We start from the raw sequence: 18,422 nt of genomic DNA, 5'->3' as shown, positions 1-18,422 counted from the left end.
GGGGTGGCAGCGATGAGCACACAGACGAGTGGCACGATCGCGGTCTTCGGCGCGACGGGGCAACAGGGCGGGGCGGTGGTCGACGCGCTGCTGGACCACAAGGCGCGGGTGCGGGCTCTGGTCCGCGACCCGCAGTCCGACCGGGCACAGGCGCTGGCCGCCCGCGGCGTCGAGCCGGTGACCGTCCGGGCCGACGACCCGGCGTCGCTGGCCGCCGCGCTGGCGACGGTCGAGGGGTTCTACTTCATGACCCCGGAGGCGAACAGCCTCGAAGAGGTCGAGGCGGAGATCCGCATCGGTACCGCGCTCGTCGACGCGGCGGTCGAGGCGGGCGTCCCGCACGTCGTGTTCAACTCGGTCTTCGGAGCGGGGCGGGAGTCGGGTGTGCCGCACCACGACTCGAAGCACTGGATCGAGGAGCACCTGAGGAAGTCCGGCCTGAGGGCCTCGATGGTTCGCGCGACCGCCTTCATGGAGAACTTCGCGAGCGTGATGGCACCGAGCCTGGAGCACGGGGAGATCGTGCTGAGGCTGCCACTGCCAAAGGACGTCGCCCTGAAGATGATCTCGGTCAGGGACATCGGCCGGGTCGCCGCCGCGCTCCTGCTCGACACCGCTCAGGCGCCCGGCGGAGCCGTCGACCTCGTCGGCGACGAGCTGACGGGCCCCCAGATCGCCGCCGCGTTCGGCGCACGCGCCGGGCTCCCGGCACGGTACGAGGCCCTCCCGTTGAGCGTGCTTCCCAACGACCTCGACAGGGTGATGTTCCGCGAGTTCGCGAAGGCAGCGGAATACCCTTCGGACCGCGCGGCGGTGCGCTCGATAGAGCCGGCCCCCCTGGACCTGGCCGAGTGGATCCGAGCTACCGGCTGGACCGCCTCCGCCTCCGTCACCGCGTAAGCCGCGAGAACGCCAACAGCCCCGCGCCTCAGAAGAGTTGTGACCTCGTCACGGCGGTGAACCACCTCATGACGTCGACACCTCAACGGCGCCCTGGTGTGCCCCGGCCGCGGCGCATACGCCCCGGACATCGACCCGCACGCGGCAGGGGCACCAGGAACATAGGTGACCCAGGCGGCATCGATGACGCCGGCGCAGGCCGTGCGCCGCCTGGTCCTCGCCCGCCGTCTGGCTCGCCCTCGCTCCGGTATCCGCGGCCGTCTCTCGTGCCGACATCGGTGCCGCGGACCGGCCGCCCGCGCGGCAGAAGAGGCGGGCGGCCCGTCGCCACCAGTTGGCGAGATCGAAGAAGAACAAGCGCCGCGCAGTCGCCGCGCGTGCAGTCGCGATCGTCGGCGGCGGGCTGGCTCCCCTCGGTGGACCGGCACTCCGACCACCGGGCCCAGATCGCCACCTCCCCGGCCAACCGGACCCCCACCGACTCGCAGGAGCCCCCCGGCAGGAGCCCCCGCCGACCGCCCCGGAGCGCGCACAGGGGCCGGCGCCCGTCTCCGGCCCGGCGCAGCCGCACCCGTCGACGGACAGTGCCGAGCCGCAGCAGCCCGTAGAGGCCCGGCACCGGTCGACGGCGACGGCCCCGCCGCAGAGCAACGACACCACCCCTTCCGGGACCACCGAGGTCCCGACGACCGCACGGCCCCAGCCGGACACCACCGCCCCGGCCTACGGTGACACGCCCCCGGAGGACTCGGACCCCGCGACGCGGCAGCCGCCGGCCACCTCCGCGCCCGGCGACGGCAGCGACGAGGACGCGCCCCGGACACCCCCCGCGGCGGAACCGTCATCGCCGCAGCTCTGTCTGCTGGTGGTGTGCCTCGGCTGACCCGGACGTCCCTGCCGCGGGCGGGTGGCGGCACCGGCCCCGCACAGCTACGTGGCATCCGTTTCACGAACAGCGGTCGCGGCGTAGTCGGTCGGGGTCCGGCCGTAGTACTTGCGGAAGGCGCGGGCGAAGTGGCCGCTGTCGGCGAACTGCCAGCGGGCGGCTATCTCCGTGACGGTCATGCGCCGGTGCGGTGCGACGAGCGCGCGGCATGCCTCCTCCAGGCGTCGGCGCCGGATGTAGGTGCTCAGCGGTCGGCCTTCCCTGGCGAAAGCCCGTTGGAGGGTACGCGGGGAGACGTTCAGCTCCCGGGCGAGAGCCGAGGGGGACAGCGCGGGGTCGGTGAGCCGGCGGTCGGCCAGGTCCCGCGCGGCTTGGGCCAGGGCCGGCGACAACAGGGGCTCCACGTCGTCCAGGCCGCCCCCGGCGGCGGCCCGGGCCAACTCGGCCAGGGTGCCGCGGGCGGCGTCGACCCCGGCCGGCCCGAGACGCTCCAGCATCCGGCCCACCATGGCGGCGTGCGCCGTCAGCAACCGCACCTCGGCGGTGTCGGCAGGACCGGAGGCCGGCCCGCCCCGCCCGCGCCGCACCTCTGCGGCGGGCAGGACGAGTACCTGCACGACCGTGCGTGGCGCGGCGGAGAAGTGGGACAGCCTCCCCGTCTGTACCAGCAGGCGGCCGGCCGGTGCCGTGTGCTCGGCCCCTCCCGGTTCCTCGAACCGCCAGGTCCCCCGGTGGACGATCCACAGGCGTACGTGATCGTCGGCCCCGACCCGTCGGCCCTCCGTCCGCAGGGCGGCCGCGGTCTCGAAGCGGTTGAACATCATGTCCCGCACCCGGAACCCGCGGGAGCGCGCCGAGAAGCCGGACACGGTCGTGCGGCGAAAGGGCGCCAGCGCGAAGGTGTCGCCCATCCGGCTGCGCCACTCGTGGGCGAAGTCGCTGAAGGCGTTCGCGCCGCTCACGTCTGCCGAGAAGGTGCCGCTCATCGTTGTCGCGAATCTCCCGTTCGAGCTGACGCACCGGTCCAAGGCGCCGGGACCACACGCTTCCTACCCTTGTTCCGGCATACATCGAAGATCCGACATCCGCGGTCCGGAATGTCGGAACAAGGGTAACGAGGTGGCGAAATTGAGCACGCTCGCGATCGTGGGCGCAGGCCCGCAACTGGGGCGCGCGATCGGCCGGCGGTTCGCCGCCGAAGGGGTCGACGTGGCGCTGATCGCCCGCAGCCGCACGACGCTGCAGGCGGTGGCCGACGACCTGTCCGACATGGGCGTGCGGGCCGAGGCGTTTCCCGCCGACGTGACCGACCGTCCCGCTCTGCACGCCGCGCTCACCGCAGCCGAGGAGCGGCTGGGACCGATCGACATACTCGAGTACTCGCCCGCGCCGTCCCCGGCCGACCTGCGCCGGGCACCGCTCGTCGAGGCCACGAAGGTCACCGTCGACTCGGTTCTGGCCCAGCTGGACCTCTATCTGCTCGGGGGCGTGGCGGCGGTGCAGCACGTCCTGCCCGGCATGCTGGAGCGCGGCACGGGGACGATCCTGGTCAGCAGCGGGGCGGGATCGGGGCCGGTGATCGCCCCGCACGTGGCGAACGTCCAGATCGCCACCGGCGGGATGCGCAACTGGATCCTCAACCTGCACGCGGCGCTCGCCGGCACCGGCGTCTACGCCGCGCACGTGGCGATCGCCGCCTACATCGGCCAAGGGGGCCACGACTCCCAGCCGCAGACGATCGCCGACGCCTACTGGCGGCTGCACACCGGGCGCACCGAAGCCGAGCTGGTCATCCAGGATCTGCCCGACGACTACCTGGACCGGGGACTGGCCGACAAGTTCGTCGAGTCCTGAGCCGCCGGCGGCGGCCCGGCCGAAGCAGGCGGAGACCGGAACGGTGACAGGGGACCGGGCCGTGAGAGTTCCCGCCGACGGGCGCCGGTCTGCTGCCCGGCACAGGCGTGATTCACGGCCCCGCGGCCCGGGAGATCGCAAGACTCGCCCTGCGCAGCGCCGTCACGGCCACGGTACGGGGCCCGCCCTCATCGGGGGCGACCAACGACAACGCGCCCAGCGCCACGCCGCGACGGTTCAGGATCGGGGCGGCGACGGTCGACATGGCGGCGGGCCCCGAGCGCAGTGGATTGAGCACCGTCACGGCACAGACCCCATCGGTGCGGACGGTGGCCAGAAGCCGGCGGACGCAGGGCGCGTCCACCGCGCCGGCCAGCGCTTCCTCCCGTATGCGCCCGGGGGCGTGCGCCAGCAGGGCGATGCCGATGCCGGGCCCGATAGTCATGACTCGCTGACGCGGTCAAGGACGCCGGTCCCCAACTGGTCCCCAAGAATGATCAAGGGCTGGTTTCGGACGCCTCCGAAACCAGCCCTGACCTGCGACTCATATGAGTCGGGACGACAGGATTTGAACCTGCGACCCCTTGACCCCCAGTCAAGTGCGCTACCAAGCTGCGCCACGTCCCGGTGCGCGATCCGCGTCTGCCGTGATCGCGCTGGTCAAGCCTACCCCATCCACGCGGCGGGACGGGGTCGCCGGCCGGCCCCTCCCCTCGGGGGCGGCCGGCGACGTACGGGGGGCGCTGGACGGGGTACTAGACGGCCTCGACGGTCGCGGGCGGCGTGATCCCGGAACCGGCCGCCCGCTCGGTGAGGTCGCGCCAGACCTTGGGCGCCACCGGTATCCCGCCCGCGCCGCGCTCCTCGGCGAGGGCGGCGCTGCGCTCGCCGGGGTAGTAGACCCCGTCGGCGCCGTCCGCGACCGGCAGGGTCTTCAGGGTGGCGAGGGTGTCGTCCACGGCGGCCTCGAAGTCCGCGGCGCTCCCGCCGAAGGCGGTCGGGTCGAGGGCGATGAGCAGGGCGTTCTGGCGGTGCCTGCGCCCGGCAGGGTCGTCGGAGTGGAAGGCCGAGAGGATCGGCGCGCCGACCAGGACGCTGGTCAGCAGCTCGAAGGCCAGTGACATGCCGGACCCCTTCGCACCACCGAGCGGCAGCGGCATGACGGCCAGCGCTGGGTCGGTGGTAGGGGTGCCGTCCTCGGTGGCGGCGGCGTTCTCCGGCAGCGGGGTGCCGTTCGCCCTCGCCTGGCGGATCCTGCCCAGTGCGATGGTGGCGGTGGCCATGTCCAGGAGGAGCGGGGCGCGGTCGGCGGCGGGTACCGCGACGGCGAGGGGGCTGGTGGCGACGGCCGCGCCCTTGACGCCGGTGTAGCCCATGTTGGGCATGCCGGCGACGAAACCGAGGCCGACCAGGCCCTGTTCGGCGATCGTCGAGACGTAGTAGCCGATGGCGCCGGTGTGCACGGTGCCGCGTACGCCGACGGAGGCGACGCCGTTGGTCCGCGCACGCCGCACCGCCTCCTGCGCCGCCGCGCTCAGCGCCACCGGGCCGGGGGCGCGGTCGGCGTCGAGCACCGCGGCGGCCGGGGTGCTCGACTCGAACCGGAGGTCGGGTTCGGCGTTGGCGACGCCTTTGGCGAGGAGGTCGAGGTAGGCGGGGACGCGGGCGATGCCGTGGGACTCGATGCCGCGCCGTGCCGCCCAGACGAAGACGTCGGCGGTGGTGCGGGCGTGTGCGGCACTCAGGCCGCCCTTCTCCAGGAGGGCGGCGGCGAAGGCGCTCAGGTCGTCGGCGGCGACGCGGACCTTCCCCGGCCCGGGAGTGGGAGTTTCAGTCATGGTGCGGGGTCTCCTGGGTAGGTCAGCGGGTGACGAGGACGTCGACGACGGCGGTCGTGCCCTCGGTCACGGCCTTCAGCGCGCGCTCCAGGGCGGGCGCGAGGGCGTCGGTGGTGTCGACGGTCTCGGTGTGCATGCCGAACGGCTCGGCGAAGGCCGCGAGTCGGGGCAGCCGGCGCAGGTCGGTGCCGAGCCACTCGCCGGTGTCGGCCGCCGCGCCCTCGGGGTAGAAGCGGCGGTGGTTGAGATTCATCGACTTGTAGACACGGTTGTTGAAGATCACGACCAGTACCGGCAGGTCGTAGGCCTTCGCCGCGTCGTACGACTGGATCACCGGGTTGTAGGTGAACGCGCCGTCCCCGACGGTGAGAACGACCGGGCGCCGCCGCGCGGCCAGTTTGACGCCGAGCGCGACGGCGATGCCCTGGCCGAGGCCGCCCTGGACGTAGAAGTACGAGTCGGGGTCGGCGGTCTTCAGGTGGCGTTTGACCACGCGGCTGTGGGTGATGGTCTCGTCGACGACGATGCCGTCCCGTCCGGTCAGCAGCCTGCGCAGCGTCGCGGCGACCAGGACCGGGTCGACGCCCTCGGACTGTTCCGCCCTCTCCTCGGCGGCGGCGATCGCGTCCTGCTCGGCGGCGTTGCGCTCGTCCTGGGCCGCGCGCCGCACGGCCACCGCCGTCCGGTCCAGATCCTTGGCCCGTCTGGTCAGTTGACGCAGGGTGTGGGCGACGTTGCCTTCGAGGTAGGCGTCCGCGAAGAGGACCTGGTACGCGATGTGCGGGCGCTGCGGCACCTGGTCGACGACGACGACCTTCGCCTTGGCCGGCCTGCGGCTCGGCGGGTAGAAGGGTGCGCGGCAGTTGACCAGGAGGATCAGGTCCGCCTCGTCCATCCACGGGCCGATGTCGCTGCCGGCGTGCAGGGGGTGGCTGCGCGGGAAGTTGCCGCACACCGCTGAGTCGGGCTCGACGACCGGGATGTCCCAGGCCTCGGCGAAGGCGACCAGGGCCTCGAAGCCGCCCGCCTCACGGCCCACGGTCTCGGTGACGACCACCGGGTTCCTCGCCTCGCGGATCAGCCGGGCGACCGGCTCGACCTCCTCGGGCGAGGAGTGGGTCGAGCCGGGAGCCACGATGGGCTTGGCCTCGCGGCCGTCCCACTCCTCCAGGAGGATCTCCAGCGGGATGTTCAGGTAGGCGGGTCCCGCCGGGGCCCGCCAGGCGAGTTCGGCCGCCCGGGTGACCATCGTGGGCAGGGTGCTGATGTCGGCTGCCTCGTTGGCCCACTTGGTGAACGGCTGGGCCACGTGGTGCGGTCCGCCCACGATGGACAGGTTGCGGTACCACTGGCCGCCCGGGTCCTGACCGGGACCGTCGCCGTAGGTGGTCGACTCGGAGGAGGCGACCAGCATCGGGACGCCGGCCAGCAGCGCGCCGTGCACGGCCATGGAGCCCTGGAGAAGACCGGGAGCGGCGTGCAGCAGCACGCCCTGGGGGCGGCGTTCGAGCAGCCCGTAGCCGGTGGCCATGCCGACCGCCACCGTCTCGTGGGTGAGGTCCAGGTACGCCGGCGCCGGCTCCCCGTCGCGGTGGCGCCGGGCCAGGGACTCCCACACCGGGGCCCATTCGGACCCCGATGAGCAGAAGACGTAGTCGGCGCCGACGGCGGTGAGGGCGGAAACGAGAGCGTCACCGCCGTCGGCGCCCGGCCTGTTCTTGCTGTCCGTCATCTCGTGTACGTCCTCAGCCCTCGTACGGCCAGTTCAGGACCTCGGAGATACCGCGGCCCATGATCCATTCAAGCTCCTCGGGCGTGAAGTCCCAGTGCTTGGTGAACTGCTCGATCGTGTCGGTGTACGTGATGCCGTGGCCGAGCAGGCGGGTGATGTCGGTGCCGTAGAAGCAGCGCCGCGGCCCCATCCTGTCGACCATCTCGCGCACGTACTTCTGGATGTTGTTGTTCGGGAAGGGCTGCGTGGAGTAGCCGGGCAGCGCCGAGACCTTCACGTAGATGTTGGGGTGGGCGGCCAGGTCGGCGGTCTCCGCCACCCAGTATCCGATCGCGTCGTCGACGCAGCGGGCCATGATGCCCATGTGGTCGATGATGATCTTCAGCTCGGGGTGCTTGGCGGCGATCTCGCCCAGCTCGCGCTTCCAGACCGGCGCGTGGACCATGGTGGGGATGCCGAGCTGCTCGGCGATCGGCCAGTACCAGTCGTTGGTGCCGTCGATCATCCAGTTGCGGTCCTGTGGGCGGTGGAAGGTCAGCCGGGTGCCCTTGATGTGCGGGTTCTGGGCGAAGTCCTTCAGCATCGCGGTGCCCTCGGCCTCGTTGTCCTGCGGGACGCGGGCCATGATGCCGAAGCGGTCCGGGTGGGCCTCGCAGGCCTCCAGGGCGTAGTCGATGCGGTTGCCCTCCCAGGACGGCGGGAGGATCAGCGCGCGGTTGACGCCGGCCTCGTCCATCAGCTCCAGGGCCTCCTCGTAGGAGAAGGGGTCCTCGCGGTGGCCGTTGAGGCGGATCCGCTCGCGGGCGCCCGGGACCCAGGGGCGGTCCGGGGTCTCTTCCTTCCAGATGTGGATCTGGGTGTCGACGACGAACATGTCGTGGCCTCTCTCTTGCTCGGACTTGCTTTCACGTGCTGGGCGGTGGCGGTGGGGTGGTGCGGCAAGAACGCTAGGCGGGTGCCGGGGGTCTTGCCGAGAGCCTGGGATGCAAGCTGTTGTTGCGCGTAGCATCCCCGTGAGCAGGGCATTCTCAGCGTGCGTCAGCCGTCGCCGAAGACCTGGCCGACGATGTGCTCGGCGATTGCCATGGACGCCGTGGCAGCCGGCGAGGGCGCATTGCGCACGGCGGTGATCCGGCCCACGCTGTGGATGCGGAAGTCGTCCACGAGGGTGCCGTCCCGATCCAGGGCCTGGGCCCGTACGCCCGCTCCGCCGCGGACGACGTCCGACGCTCCGACGCCGGGCACGTAGAGCCCTGCGTCCTTCATGAACGCCGTCCTGGACAGGGCGCCGCGGTACTCCTTGACGCCGGTGCGCCAGTGCTGGGCGGCCATCCGCCAGGAGCCGGGGTAGGCGGCGAGGCCGAGCAGGTCGCGGGGACTGATCCGGCCGAGGGTGTAGCCCTCCCTGGCCATGGCCAGTACGGCGTTGGGCCCGACCTCGACCGAGCCGTCGACGCGGGGGGTGAAGTGGACGCCGAGGAACGGGTACCGCGGGTCCGGCACCGGGTAGATCAGGCCGCGGACCAGGTGGGTGCGGTCCGGCTTGAGCAGCATGTACTCACCCCGGAACGGAACGATCTTCGGCTCACGCCCGTCCTCGGCGAGCTTCGCGACGACGTCGGACTGGAGGCCGGCGCACAGAATCAGCCGGTCCACCTTGACCCGGTCCTGCCCGGAGGCGACCTCGATGCCATCGGGCACCGTGGTGAGGCCGGTGACGATGAAGCCGACCTTCACCTCGCCGCCGGAATCGGTGACGTCCTTGGCGAACTCCCGGGCGATCGCCGGGTAGTCGGTGATGGCGGTGCGCGGGGAGTGCAGGGCGGCGATGCCGCCGGCGTGCGGTTCCAGTTCCCCGATCTCGTCCTTGGAGACCCTTCTGAGGTCGGGCACATGGTTGTTCTTCGCCCGCTCGTAGAGGTTCTCCATGCGGCCCAACTCGTCCTCACGGACCGCGACCACCAGCTTGCCGGTCTCCCGGTAGGGCAGCTCGCGGTCCTGGCAGTACTCGCGCAGCAGTGACACCCCACGCACGCACAGGTCGGCCTTGAGGCTGCCGGGGGTGTAGTAGATGCCGGCGTGGACGACGCCCGAGTTGTGGCCGGTCTGGTGCTGCGAGACCTGCTGTTCCTTCTCGAACACCACGACGCGGGTGCCGGGGCGCCGGAGCGCGATCTCACGGGCCGTGGCCAGCCCCACGATGCCGGCGCCGACGATGCCGACCGTCTCGTCAGCCATCGGCATCCTCCTTCCTGTTCGTACCGCTCCCCGCGTGCTCACGCGCCGAAGTGGACGGCGACCGTCTTGACGCGGGTGGAGAAGCGCAGGACCTCTTCGCCCTGCTCCTTGTAGGCCGTGCCGGAGTCGCGGAAGCCGCCGAAGGGCAGGTGGACGTCCCAGCCGGTGGTGGTGGTGTTGACGGCGACCTGCCCGCAGTCCGCCTCGTCGGCGAAGCGGTACGCGGCGCCCAGGTCGCGGGTGAACACGGCGGCGGCGAGCCCGTAGTCGGAGTCGTTGACGGCCGCGACGGCGGCGGCGAAGTCGTCCACGGCGCGCAGCGCGAGCACCGGGCCGAAGACCTCCTCGCGCCAGATCGCCGTCTCCGGGGTGACGTCGGCCAGGACGGTGGGTCGCACGTAGCAGCCGTGGGCGCGGGCGCCCTCGGTGTCCGCGGTGCCGCCGGCGAGCACGGTGGCTCCCTGCTCCACGGCCCGTTTCAGGTCGGCGAGGACGCTGTCGCGCTGCCGGGGACTGGAGAGCGGGCACAGGGTGGTGGCCGGGTCGGTGCCGGGGCCGACGGTGAGGGTCTCGACCTCGGCGAGCAGGAGACGCGCGAACTCCTCGTGCACCGGGCGCTCGACGATCACCCGGCTGGTGGCGGTGCAGCGCTGTCCGGCCTGGCCGAAGGAGGCGGCGACGACGCTCTTCGCGGCGGCGGCGAGGTCGGCGTCGCGCAGGACGACGGAGGCGTTCTTGCCGCCGAGTTCGCCCTGGAAGCGGACGTTGCGGTCGGTGAGGCGGCGGCGGATGCGGTTGCCGACGGCGTTGGAGCCGGTGAACGTGATGCCGGTGATCCGCGGGTCGTCGAGGAGGGCCTCCTCGATCTCGGCGGTGCGGCCGGTGACGACGTTCAGGACACCGGCGGGCAGGCCCGCGTCGTGCAGGGCGCGGGCGAGGTGCAGGCCCGACGCCGGGGTCTCGGTGGCCGGCTTGAACACGGCGGCGTTGCCGGTGGCGAGCAGCGGGGCGAGCTTGCGGGCCGGGGTGATCAGCGGGTCGTTCCAGGGGCTGATCACCAGGATGACGCCGATGGGCTCGCGCTGGGTGTGGGTACGGGTGTCGGGGCGGGCGTCGTGCAGGAGGGTGCCGTAGCCCTGGCGGGCGAGGCCCGCGTAGTAGTCCAGGAAGTCGGCGGCCTTGCCCGCCTCGCCGCGGGCCTCGGCCAGGGTCTTGCCGTTCTCCGCGGTGACGTCGGCGGCGATCGTGTCCAGGCGCTCGCGGATCAGCCGGGCGGCCTCGGTGAGGATGCGGGCCCGGTCGAAGGGGCTGGTGCGCTTCCAGACGGCGAAACCCTGCTCGGCAAGGTCGTAGGCCCGGGTGACGTCCTTGGCGGGCAGGGCCGGAATACGGGCGACGGGGGCCCGGAGGTCGGCCGGATCGTGGACGTCGACCCACTCGCCGGTCGTCACCCACTCTCCGCCCAGGAGCGTTTCCAGAGTGCGCATCAGATCACTTCTTCCTTCGTCGACCGAGGTGCGGATGCCCGCGGTCCCAGCTGGTCGGCCACACGGGGCCGGATGCGACAACACACCATGCGAGGTCCGGTTCACCAGCCCTGCGACGGCAGGCATTGGTTGCAGCCCGCGCAGGTCGGCGCGGGGTTGTTCCATGCTGGAATCGGCTGGCCGGACGGCGTGCACGACGCCGCCGGGTACCGAGGAGAGTCGAGACATGGCCTACGCAGTCGTCGCCCACTATCGCTGCGCCCCCACCGACGAGGCGGCCGTGCGCGCCGCGCTGCTGAAGGCACGCGAGGCGACCCGGGCGGAACCGGCGAACCAGCAGTACGAGGTGCACGCCGTGGCCGACGAGCCCGGCGGGTTCCTGCTCTACGAGCGGTACGAGGACGCCGCCGGGTTCGAGGCGCACAAGGCGGCACCGCACTTCAAGGAGCAGATCGTCGAGACGGCGTGGCCCCTGCTGACGGATCGGTCGGTGACGTTCGCCGAGACACTGTGAGGCAAGCACAGTGAGGGCACCCCGAGGGCCGGGAAGCGTGTGCTTCCCGGCCCTCGGGCCGGTCAGAACTCGTTGCCCCAGCAGTAGCGGGCGATCGTCTCGACCAGGACCAGCTTTCGGCGCTGGTCCTCGGCGCCGAGCAACGGCCTGGTCGCGATGTCGGCGAAGCCGCGGGACGGGGAGACGGCGGCGTCCTCGAGATCCTTGAACTCTCCGACGGCGTCGACGCGGCTCATCACCGTATCGATGTCCTCCAGTCCGGGCACGGTGGCGTCCACGACACCCAGACACACGTCACGGTCCTCGGGCAGCGCCCGTACGAGGTCCAGTTCGGCCCCGGTGCCCTGGTCGAAGGGCAGCACCCAGCGGTCCGCCGGCACCCCGGTGTAGAGGCGTTCGGCCCGCGCCCGGTCCACGGCGGCCGGTGCCGCCCAGCCGGGTGCCACGCCGATGCGTACGCCCTCGGGGCGCTCGTCCAGCCGTACCGCCGCCGCGTCCACCGCGAGCGCGTCCTCAAAGGACAGGACGCTGTCGTCGGCCGCGTCGACGGCGACGTGGTCCAGGAGGAGGGGGTTGTCCAGCTGGATCAGCCGGACACCCTGTGAGACCAGCAGGGCGATCTCCGCCCGGACGATCTCGGCCAGCGCCTCGCCCAGCTCGCGCGCGGAACCCGGTCCGAGCCCGGCCTGGAACGTGGTGGCGGCCAGGTACGCCGGGGACGGCAACGTCGCCTTGGGGGCGATCACAGTCAGCGCGGCGAGGCGGGTGCCGTAGCCGGGGAGCAGCGGGCCGTTCGCCTTCGGCAGGGACTCGGCGACCCAGCGGGTCAGGCCGTCGGGGCCGGTCTTGCCGGTGCGGCGGAAACCGGAGACGGTGTCGAAGACGGCGCCGCGGAAGTCCTCGCGGGGGTAGTCGCCGTCGGTGACGACGGTGGAGCGCAGCCCTCGCTGGAGCTGGACCGCCTCCCGCACGGCCGAGTCCACGGCCTCGGGGTCGTCGTTCTCGAGCCCGGCGGGCCGCACCAGGCTGCCGTGGTGGTCGATGCGGTAGTTGAACGTGTCGGCCATGGGTTACGCGTCCTTTCCGGAATCGCCCGCCGACCTGCTCGCGACACCCCAGGCAGCGAACTCCAGTTCGTAGCCGAGGGCGGCGAGCACCTCGTCGGCGATCACCTGGTCCTCGTCTGCGGTACCGCCGGCGATGCCGAGGCCACCGATGATCTCGCCGTCCTTCTTGATGGTGACGCTGCCCTCGGTGGCCAGGATGGGCATCGAGGCGCCCGGCAGCTGGGAGAGCTGGGCGAAGAAGACGGGCTGGCTCTCCTGCCACTTCTTCAGCATCTTCCCGGGACGCTGCATGACGGCCGCGGTGTACGCCTTGGCACGCGCGATGTCGGGGGTGAGCGGGCGGGCGCCGTCGGGACGGCGGACGGCGACGACGAAGCCGCCCGCGTCCACGACGGCGACGCTGACGGCCTTGCCGATGTCCTGCGCGCGCTTGTGGGCGGCGGCGATGATCTCCTCGGCAGCGTCGAGGGTGATGTTGCTCATGCGGCTTCCTTCGGTGCGGTCAGGGTGCGGCGCAGGCGGGCGATCGCCGCGTTGTACGGCTCGGGCGTCTCCCAGTACATGGAGTGCGGGGCACCCGGGACGATCTCCAGATGCGAGCCGGGCAGCAGCTCGTGGGCGCGGGTGACGGTCTTGACGCTCAGTACCGCGTCCTTCTCACCGGCCAGGAAGGCGACCTTGACGCCACAGGCCCGGATCTCCTCCAGGGAGGGGCCGTCGGTGTCGAGGTTGCGCAGGTCCTGCATCCGGGCGACGTTGAAGGTGCCCATCTGCTGGAAGAGGAAGGTGAGATCGGCGCGCCCGGTCTGGAAGGGCTTGGTCAGCAGGCGGTCGATGACCGGCATCTTGACGGCCTCGGCGCGGTCGGCGGCGGCCAGTTCCCTCAGCTCGGGGTGGCTGACGCCGCCCAGGGAGTGGCCGAGGACGACGCTGCTGACCCGCTCGGGCCGCAGCAGGCCGGCGCGGAGCGCGGCGACCGAGCCGATGGACTGGCCGACCAGCATGACGTCGGTGAGGTCCTCGGCCTCCAGGACCGCGACCACGTCGCCCGGGAAGTCCTGGCCGTCGAACTCGGGCATGGACGAGTCGGACTTGCCGAAACCGCGCAGGTCGACGGTGACCACGGTGAACTCGTCGCGCAGCGCCGCGACCTGCTGCCACCAGGCGGCGTGGTGGCCGCCGCTGCCGTGCACGAACAGGATCGCCGGGCCGCTGCCGTGGCGTTCGTAGTAGATGGAGGTGCCGTCGGAGTCGGCGAGGGGCATGGGGGTGAACTCCTGAACTCCCGTATGTGCCGGTCTAGTTGGGACGCTTGGCGTGGTAGACCAGCTCGATCATGGTGTGGTCGGGGTCGTGGATGTAGCAGAACTTGGACTGGTTCTCGGGGCGCTGGATGGGCCGGGTGTGCCGGATGCCCAGCTCCCCCAGGTGGGCGAGGAAGTCGTCCCAGTCGTCGACCTCGACGGCGAAGTGGTAGGGCGCCATGCGCTCCATCTCCTCGACCGGCGTGAAGTGCAGGTCGAAGTTGCCCCGGGTCATCAGCACCACACGGGTGTTGGACTTGGGCATGATCCGCTTCATCCCGAAGACCTTGGTGTACCAGGCGGCGGTCCGGTCGGGGTCGGTGGTGGGGAAGTTGACGTGGTGGATGTAGCGGGGTGCCGCGCTCATGACTGATTTCCTTCCAGGAGTACGGGGTTGGACAGGACACCGATGCCGTCGATCTCGACGTCCACGGTGTCGCCGGACTCGAGCCCGCAGACGGACTCGGCGCCCATCCACAGCACGTCGCCGGGGTGCATGGTGTTGTGCTTGGTGATCTCGACGATGAAGTCGTAGGGGTCGAAGACCATGTCGCCGGTCGGGAACTCGGCCCGGACGACGCCGTTGACGCGGAGCGTGGTGGTCCGGGCGAGGGCGTCGACGTCGGTCTCGATCCAGGGGCCCATCGGCTTGAAGGTGTCGCTGTTCTTGCTGCGCCAGAAGGTGCGGTCCGCGTGCTGCCAGGTGCGGGCGCTGACGTCGTTGCCGATGGTCCAGCCGAAGATCGCCTTGCGGGCCTCGGCGTGGGTGGCGTGGCGCAGGGTGCGGCCGATGACGGCGACGAGTTCGGGCTCGGCCTCGAAGCGACCGGTGACCTCGGCCGGTTTGACGATGGGCGAGAGGTGGCCGGTGAGGGCGTTGTTGGCGCGATAGCCGACCTCGGGGCGCTCGGGGGTGGCGGCTTTCGCGTGGGCGATGTGCCGGGGGTAGTTCATGCCGACCGCGTAGAAGACGGGCGGGACGACGGGTGGAAGCCACTGTGCCTCGCTGCGCGGAACGATGCCGATGGCGTCGCAGCCGGACTCTTCGAGCGGCGAGCCGGACAGCAGCTCGACGTGCTCCTCCCCCACCCGGCCCCAGACCGCCCGCCCGCCGACCGAGATGCGCGCGTACCTCATGGCGCCAGCAGGTGGGAGACGCGCTTGGTGACCAGGTAGGCGTCCAGTGCCTCGGGGCCGCCCTCGCGGCCGTAGCCGCTGTCCTTGACGCCGCCGGAGGGAGCCTCATGCACGGAGCCGCCGCAGTGGTTGATCGACAGGATGCCCGCCTCCAGCTCGGCGGAGAGCCGCTCGGCGGTCGCGGCGGAGCCGGTGAAACCGTAGGCAGCCAGTCCGTAGGGCAGCGCGTTGGCGGTGGCGAGCGCCTCGTCGAGGTCGGCGAAGGGCAGGATCGGGGCCAGCGGCCCGAACGGCTCCTCGAAGAGCAGCTCCGCGTCCAGGGGTACGTCGGTGAGGACGGTCGGGGCGAAGTAGTGGCCGGGGTGGTCGAGGCGCTCGCCGCCGGTGAGTAGCTTGGCGCCGCGGGCGACGGCGTCGGCGGTGAGGCGCTCCATGGCCGCCAGGCGGCGCTCGTTGGCGAGCGGACCCATGGTGGTTCCCTGGTCCAGTCCGTTGCCGACGACGACCGCCTCGGCGGCCTTGACGAATTCGGCGGTGAACTCCGCGACGATCGACTCGTGGACGAGGAAGCGGCTGGGCGAGGTGCACACCTGTCCAGCGTTGGCCCACTTGGCCTGTGCCGCCCGGCGGGCCGCCGTCACGGGGTCGGCGTCCGCGCAGACGATCACCGGGGCGTGGCCGCCCAGTTCCATCAGGGAGGGCTTCATGACCTCGCCTGCCCGGGCCGCGAGGAGCTTGCCGACGGGGACGGAGCCGGTGAAGGCGATCAGCCGGATGACCGGGGAGGAGATCAGGTACTCGGAGACCTCGGCGGGTTCACCGAAGACCAGGTTCAGGACGCCGGGCGGCAGGCCCGCGTCGGCGTAGCAGCGGACCAGTTCCATGGCCGTTGCCGGGGTCTCCTCGGAGGCCTTGATGACCAGCGAGCAGCCGGCCGACAGGGCCGAGGAGATCTTGCGGTTGGGGCCGCCGACGGGGAAGTTCCACGGGACGAACGCGGCGACGGGCCCGATGGGCTCGCGCCGGACGGTGAGTACGGTGCCCGGGGCAGAAGGGATGATGCGGCCGTAGGCGCGGCGGGCGTCGTCGGCGTGCCAGCGCAGGGTCTCGGCGGTACGGCGGGCTTCGCCGGTCGACTCGCGCAGCGGCTTGCCCTGCTCGCGGGTCATGACCCGACCGATTTCGGGGGCGCGCTCGGCGATCAGGTCGGCGGCCGCGTGCAGGACGCGGGTGCGCTCGGCCACGGGGGTCGCGCGCCAGACCTCGAAGCCCTCGGTGGCGGCGTCGAGCGCGCGGTCCAGGTCGGCGGGGGTGGCCAGGGGTACCTCTCCGATCACCTCCTCGGTGGCCGGGTCGACGACGGGGGCAGTGTCCTTGGTGCCGCCCTGGCACCACTGGCCCGCGATGTACATACGGACGGCGGGGTAGCCGTGCTCGGTGGTCATGGGTGTGTGCCCTCTCGGGGTCGGGGCGGGGGTCAGGACGAGGCGGGGGCGTCCTGGTCGCGGTTGGTGCGCAGCGCCCAGATGTGGTGCGGCGGGGTGGTCTCGTGGACGCGGGTCTCGTAGCTGTTGTCGACCCGGTCCATGTCGGCGGCGTACTCGACGCGCCCGCCGCAGGGGGCGTGCAGGAAGCGGAAGACGTTGGAGCCGATGGTGTGCCGGCCGAGCCTGCGGGCCTCGCGCCAGCCACGCTCGATCATGAAGTTGCCGCCCTCGATCACGTCGTCGAAGCCGGGGACCTCGTAGGCGATGTGGTTGACCCCGACACGGTCGGGGCGGTGGCACAGCAGCATGGTGTGCTGGTCTTGGTCGCCGGGGGCCTGCATGAAGACGCCCATGGGCTCGACCACGTCGGTGGGGCGGAAGCCGAGGAGGTCGGTGTAGAAAGCGACGGCATCCTCCTTGCCCTCCTTGGCGATGTTCAGGGCGACGTGGCACATGCGCAGCGGGTGGGCGCGAGTGAGCGGGTCCAGTGCTCGGTTCCAGCGGTTGACAGTGCCCAGCGTGTTGGCGGGGCGGGCTTCGACTGTCGTGTTCTTCGCACGGGCGAGAGAGAGCCCTACGCCGAAGCCGCTGAGGTCGACGGTGTGGTGGACGCCGTCGGCGCTCTCGCGGACGGCGTGGTGCCGGCCGACGGAGTGGACGAGGCGGTTCAGTTCCTCACGGGTGTCGACGCCCCACACGACCTCCCGCAGGGTGGGGCCGCTCTCGACGGGGGCCGGCAGCAGCGGACCGGGGGCGGTGTCGAGATGGAGCGTCTGTCCCGTGAGTGTCTCGAAGACCGCGTGTTCGTCGGTCCGCTCCACCAGGAGGAGCCCGAAGTCCTCGAAGAACCGCACACATGTGTCGAGGTCGTCGATGCCGTAGGTGACCGATTCGATTCTCTGGATTCCCATGGATTCCTCGTTTCCGTCTCGCCCGGTGAGCGTAGGTTTGGGGGCATGGCCGTCTCAATGGCCGGAGGTCCCCAAAGTTCGCAATCGTTTCTTGCGCCCTCGTCGGCGGTTACGAGCGGATGACGGGAGTGAGATTCCGGGAGAACCAGTCGGCGAGGAAGTCCAGGAAGACGCTGACCTTGCGCGGGGTGTCCTGGCCGGGGCCGTAGATGGCGTACAGGGGGCGGTCCGGCACAGCCAGCTCCGGCAGCAGTTCCTGGAGAGCGCCGGAGACCAGGTCGTCGTAGACCGGACGCTGAGGCAGCAGGGCGATCCCCCGGCCGTGTACGGCGGCCTTCTGCAGGGCGATGTAGGAGTTCGACGAGAAGGCGATGTTGCGGATCTTGTGCAGGGTGCTCGCGTGTCCGTGGCCGATCCGCCACACCGGGTCGTTGACGTGCACCAGGCAGTCGTGAGCGGCGAGGTCGTTGACGTGGGACAGTGCGCCGTGCCGCTTGATGTACTCCGCGGACGCGCACAGTACGAAGGGCAGCGACGAGATCTTCTTCAGGCGAACGCTCGAGTCGCGCAGGTCACGGGTGTGGAAGGCGACGTCGAAGCCGCTGTCCAGGAAATCGTAGGTGCGGTCCGACATCCCGCCCAGCTCGAAACGGATGTGGATTTTGGGATGGGCGGCGGAAAAGGCGGCGATGGCATCGCCAAGATCCAGACTTCCGATCCATTTGGGGCAGATGACGCTGAGCGTGCCTTCGGCGCGGTCGTGGAGCTGGGCGATGCCCGCGTCCTCGGCCTCGATCTCCTCCAGGATGCGGGCGGCGAATTCCGCGTAACGCTGACCCGGTTCGGTCAGGCTCACCGAGCGAGCGGTGCGGTTGACCAGGCGGACACCAATGTGACGCTCCAGTTCCGCTACGTGCCGTGAGACCAGGGAGCCCGACGAGCCGAGTTTCTTGGCGGCCCCGGCGAAACTGCCCACCTGGGCGACGGTGACGAAGCTGTGCATCAGAAGCAGGCGATCCATGTTCTTCCTCCCAAGGCCGCTCCCCGCCCGACCGGCGTCAGGCGAG

General features: G+C 71.4%; 18 protein-coding genes and 1 tRNA gene. 3 read left to right on the top strand and 16 right to left on the bottom strand.

The features are described from left to right. Positions 1-12: 12 nt before the first annotated feature. Positions 13-900: an NmrA family NAD(P)-binding protein gene (locus ACGH7X_RS34360; RefSeq protein ID WP_399892924.1), complete on the top strand. Its 888-nt coding sequence runs from the start codon at positions 13-15 to the stop codon at positions 898-900. Between the two features lie 930 nt (positions 901-1,830). Here ACGH7X_RS34360 and ACGH7X_RS34355 read toward each other — a convergent pair. Further along, positions 1,831-2,772 carry a helix-turn-helix domain-containing protein gene (locus tag ACGH7X_RS34355; RefSeq protein WP_399892921.1) on the bottom strand — a complete coding sequence of 314 codons (942 nt, stop codon included), beginning with the start codon at positions 2,770-2,772 and terminating at the stop codon, positions 1,831-1,833. 142 nt (positions 2,773-2,914) lie between these two features. On the opposite strand from ACGH7X_RS34355, the gene ACGH7X_RS34350 reads away from it, so the two are divergent. Next, a complete protein-coding gene (locus ACGH7X_RS34350; RefSeq protein WP_399892918.1) occupies positions 2,915-3,640 on the top strand; it encodes an SDR family NAD(P)-dependent oxidoreductase in 726 nt (241 codons plus the stop codon). 112 nt (positions 3,641-3,752) lie between these two features. Here ACGH7X_RS34350 and ACGH7X_RS34345 read toward each other — a convergent pair whose 3' ends face one another. The 7 genes from ACGH7X_RS34345 to ACGH7X_RS34315 form a co-directional block, all read right to left on the bottom strand. Beyond that, positions 3,753-4,085, bottom strand: coding sequence for a hypothetical protein (locus tag ACGH7X_RS34345; protein WP_399892916.1), 333 nt, complete (start codon positions 4,083-4,085; stop codon positions 3,753-3,755). A gap of 108 nt (positions 4,086-4,193) precedes the next feature. Next, positions 4,194-4,267, bottom strand: a tRNA-Pro gene (locus tag ACGH7X_RS34340). A 128-nt stretch (positions 4,268-4,395) separates the two neighbouring features. Then, on the bottom strand, positions 4,396-5,478 hold the full coding sequence (locus ACGH7X_RS34335) for an Ldh family oxidoreductase (RefSeq protein ID WP_399892913.1): 1,083 nt from the start codon (positions 5,476-5,478) through the stop codon (positions 4,396-4,398). Positions 5,479-5,500: 22 nt separating this feature from the next. Continuing rightward, positions 5,501-7,210 carry a thiamine pyrophosphate-dependent enzyme gene (locus ACGH7X_RS34330; protein WP_399892910.1) on the bottom strand — a complete coding sequence of 570 codons (1,710 nt, stop codon included), beginning with the start codon at positions 7,208-7,210 and terminating at the stop codon, positions 5,501-5,503. 13 nt (positions 7,211-7,223) lie between these two features. After that, on the bottom strand, positions 7,224-8,084 hold the full coding sequence (locus ACGH7X_RS34325) for an amidohydrolase family protein (protein ID WP_399892908.1): 861 nt from the start codon (positions 8,082-8,084) through the stop codon (positions 7,224-7,226). A gap of 164 nt (positions 8,085-8,248) precedes the next feature. Then, positions 8,249-9,448: an L-2-hydroxyglutarate oxidase gene (gene lhgO, locus ACGH7X_RS34320; protein WP_399892905.1), complete on the bottom strand. Its 1,200-nt coding sequence runs from the start codon at positions 9,446-9,448 to the stop codon at positions 8,249-8,251. Between the two features lie 38 nt (positions 9,449-9,486). After that, positions 9,487-10,935: an aldehyde dehydrogenase family protein gene (locus tag ACGH7X_RS34315; RefSeq protein ID WP_399892903.1), complete on the bottom strand. Its 1,449-nt coding sequence runs from the start codon at positions 10,933-10,935 to the stop codon at positions 9,487-9,489. 226 nt (positions 10,936-11,161) lie between these two features. Here ACGH7X_RS34315 and ACGH7X_RS34310 point away from each other — a divergent pair, with 226 nt between their 5' ends. Further along, on the top strand, positions 11,162-11,449 hold the full coding sequence (locus ACGH7X_RS34310; RefSeq protein WP_399892900.1) for a putative quinol monooxygenase: 288 nt from the start codon (positions 11,162-11,164) through the stop codon (positions 11,447-11,449). Between the two features lie 62 nt (positions 11,450-11,511). Here the strand turns inward: ACGH7X_RS34310 and ACGH7X_RS34305 are convergent, their stop codons facing one another. The 8 genes from ACGH7X_RS34305 to ACGH7X_RS34270 form a co-directional block, all read right to left on the bottom strand. After that, entirely contained in the window at positions 11,512-12,516 is a 1,005-nt protein-coding gene (locus ACGH7X_RS34305) for a methionine synthase II (cobalamin-independent)-like protein (protein WP_399892897.1), read from the bottom strand. Positions 12,517-12,519: 3 nt separating this feature from the next. Beyond that, a complete protein-coding gene (locus ACGH7X_RS34300) occupies positions 12,520-12,999 on the bottom strand; it encodes a heme-binding protein (RefSeq protein WP_399892895.1) in 480 nt (159 codons plus the stop codon). Next, the gene (locus ACGH7X_RS34295; protein WP_399892892.1) at positions 12,996-13,781 is read right to left on the bottom strand and encodes an alpha/beta fold hydrolase; all 786 of its coding nucleotides are present in this window, start codon (positions 13,779-13,781) and stop codon (positions 12,996-12,998) included. The genes ACGH7X_RS34300 and ACGH7X_RS34295 overlap by 4 nt, the downstream gene beginning before the upstream one ends. Positions 13,782-13,815: 34 nt before the next feature. Further along, positions 13,816-14,187 carry a VOC family protein gene (locus ACGH7X_RS34290; protein WP_399892889.1) on the bottom strand — a complete coding sequence of 124 codons (372 nt, stop codon included), beginning with the start codon at positions 14,185-14,187 and terminating at the stop codon, positions 13,816-13,818. After that, a complete protein-coding gene (locus tag ACGH7X_RS34285; protein WP_399892886.1) occupies positions 14,184-14,957 on the bottom strand; it encodes a fumarylacetoacetate hydrolase family protein in 774 nt (257 codons plus the stop codon). Before ACGH7X_RS34285 ends, ACGH7X_RS34290 begins: the two co-directional genes overlap by 4 nt. Then, positions 14,954-16,402, bottom strand: a complete 1,449-nt coding sequence (locus tag ACGH7X_RS34280) for an NAD-dependent succinate-semialdehyde dehydrogenase (RefSeq protein ID WP_399892884.1) — start codon at positions 16,400-16,402, stop codon at positions 14,954-14,956. Before ACGH7X_RS34280 ends, ACGH7X_RS34285 begins: the two co-directional genes overlap by 4 nt. Before the next feature lie 32 nt (positions 16,403-16,434). After that, a complete protein-coding gene (locus ACGH7X_RS34275; protein WP_399892881.1) occupies positions 16,435-17,355 on the bottom strand; it encodes a VOC family protein in 921 nt (306 codons plus the stop codon). A gap of 109 nt (positions 17,356-17,464) precedes the next feature. Continuing rightward, positions 17,465-18,376 (bottom strand): LysR family transcriptional regulator, encoded by a 912-nt coding sequence (locus ACGH7X_RS34270; protein WP_399892878.1) that lies wholly within the window; start codon positions 18,374-18,376, stop codon positions 17,465-17,467. Positions 18,377-18,422 lie beyond the last annotated feature (46 nt).

The sequence above is a fragment of the Streptomyces sp. BBFR51 genome (assembly GCF_044591655.1).
Lineage (GTDB): Bacteria > Actinomycetota > Actinomycetes > Streptomycetales > Streptomycetaceae > Streptomyces.
The sequence above is the reverse complement of the archived record's forward strand: the minus strand, read 5'-3'. Positions and strand labels throughout refer to the sequence as shown.

Bases quoted from the DNA above. Each gene is read 5' to 3' on its own strand.
- ACGH7X_RS34360 (WP_399892924.1), top strand. From the start codon at position 13: ATGAGCACACAGACGAGTGGCACGATCGCGGTCTTCGGCGCGACGGGG.
- ACGH7X_RS34355 (WP_399892921.1), bottom strand. From the start codon at position 2,772: ATGAGCGGCACCTTCTCGGCAGACGTGAGCGGCGCGAACGCCTTCAGC.
- ACGH7X_RS34345 (WP_399892916.1), bottom strand. From the start codon at position 4,085: ATGACTATCGGGCCCGGCATCGGCATCGCCCTGCTGGCGCACGCCCCC.
- ACGH7X_RS34335 (WP_399892913.1), bottom strand. From the start codon at position 5,478: ATGACTGAAACTCCCACTCCCGGGCCGGGGAAGGTCCGCGTCGCCGCC.
- ACGH7X_RS34330 (WP_399892910.1), bottom strand. From the start codon at position 7,210: ATGACGGACAGCAAGAACAGGCCGGGCGCCGACGGCGGTGACGCTCTC.
- ACGH7X_RS34325 (WP_399892908.1), bottom strand. From the start codon at position 8,084: ATGTTCGTCGTCGACACCCAGATCCACATCTGGAAGGAAGAGACCCCG.
- lhgO (WP_399892905.1), bottom strand. From the start codon at position 9,448: ATGGCTGACGAGACGGTCGGCATCGTCGGCGCCGGCATCGTGGGGCTG.
- ACGH7X_RS34315 (WP_399892903.1), bottom strand. From the start codon at position 10,935: ATGCGCACTCTGGAAACGCTCCTGGGCGGAGAGTGGGTGACGACCGGC.
- ACGH7X_RS34310 (WP_399892900.1), top strand. From the start codon at position 11,162: ATGGCCTACGCAGTCGTCGCCCACTATCGCTGCGCCCCCACCGACGAG.
- ACGH7X_RS34305 (WP_399892897.1), bottom strand. From the start codon at position 12,516: ATGGCCGACACGTTCAACTACCGCATCGACCACCACGGCAGCCTGGTG.
- ACGH7X_RS34300 (WP_399892895.1), bottom strand. From the start codon at position 12,999: ATGAGCAACATCACCCTCGACGCTGCCGAGGAGATCATCGCCGCCGCC.
- ACGH7X_RS34295 (WP_399892892.1), bottom strand. From the start codon at position 13,781: ATGCCCCTCGCCGACTCCGACGGCACCTCCATCTACTACGAACGCCAC.
- ACGH7X_RS34290 (WP_399892889.1), bottom strand. From the start codon at position 14,187: ATGAGCGCGGCACCCCGCTACATCCACCACGTCAACTTCCCCACCACC.
- ACGH7X_RS34285 (WP_399892886.1), bottom strand. From the start codon at position 14,957: ATGAGGTACGCGCGCATCTCGGTCGGCGGGCGGGCGGTCTGGGGCCGG.
- ACGH7X_RS34280 (WP_399892884.1), bottom strand. From the start codon at position 16,402: ATGACCACCGAGCACGGCTACCCCGCCGTCCGTATGTACATCGCGGGC.
- ACGH7X_RS34275 (WP_399892881.1), bottom strand. From the start codon at position 17,355: ATGGGAATCCAGAGAATCGAATCGGTCACCTACGGCATCGACGACCTC.
- ACGH7X_RS34270 (WP_399892878.1), bottom strand. From the start codon at position 18,376: ATGGATCGCCTGCTTCTGATGCACAGCTTCGTCACCGTCGCCCAGGTG.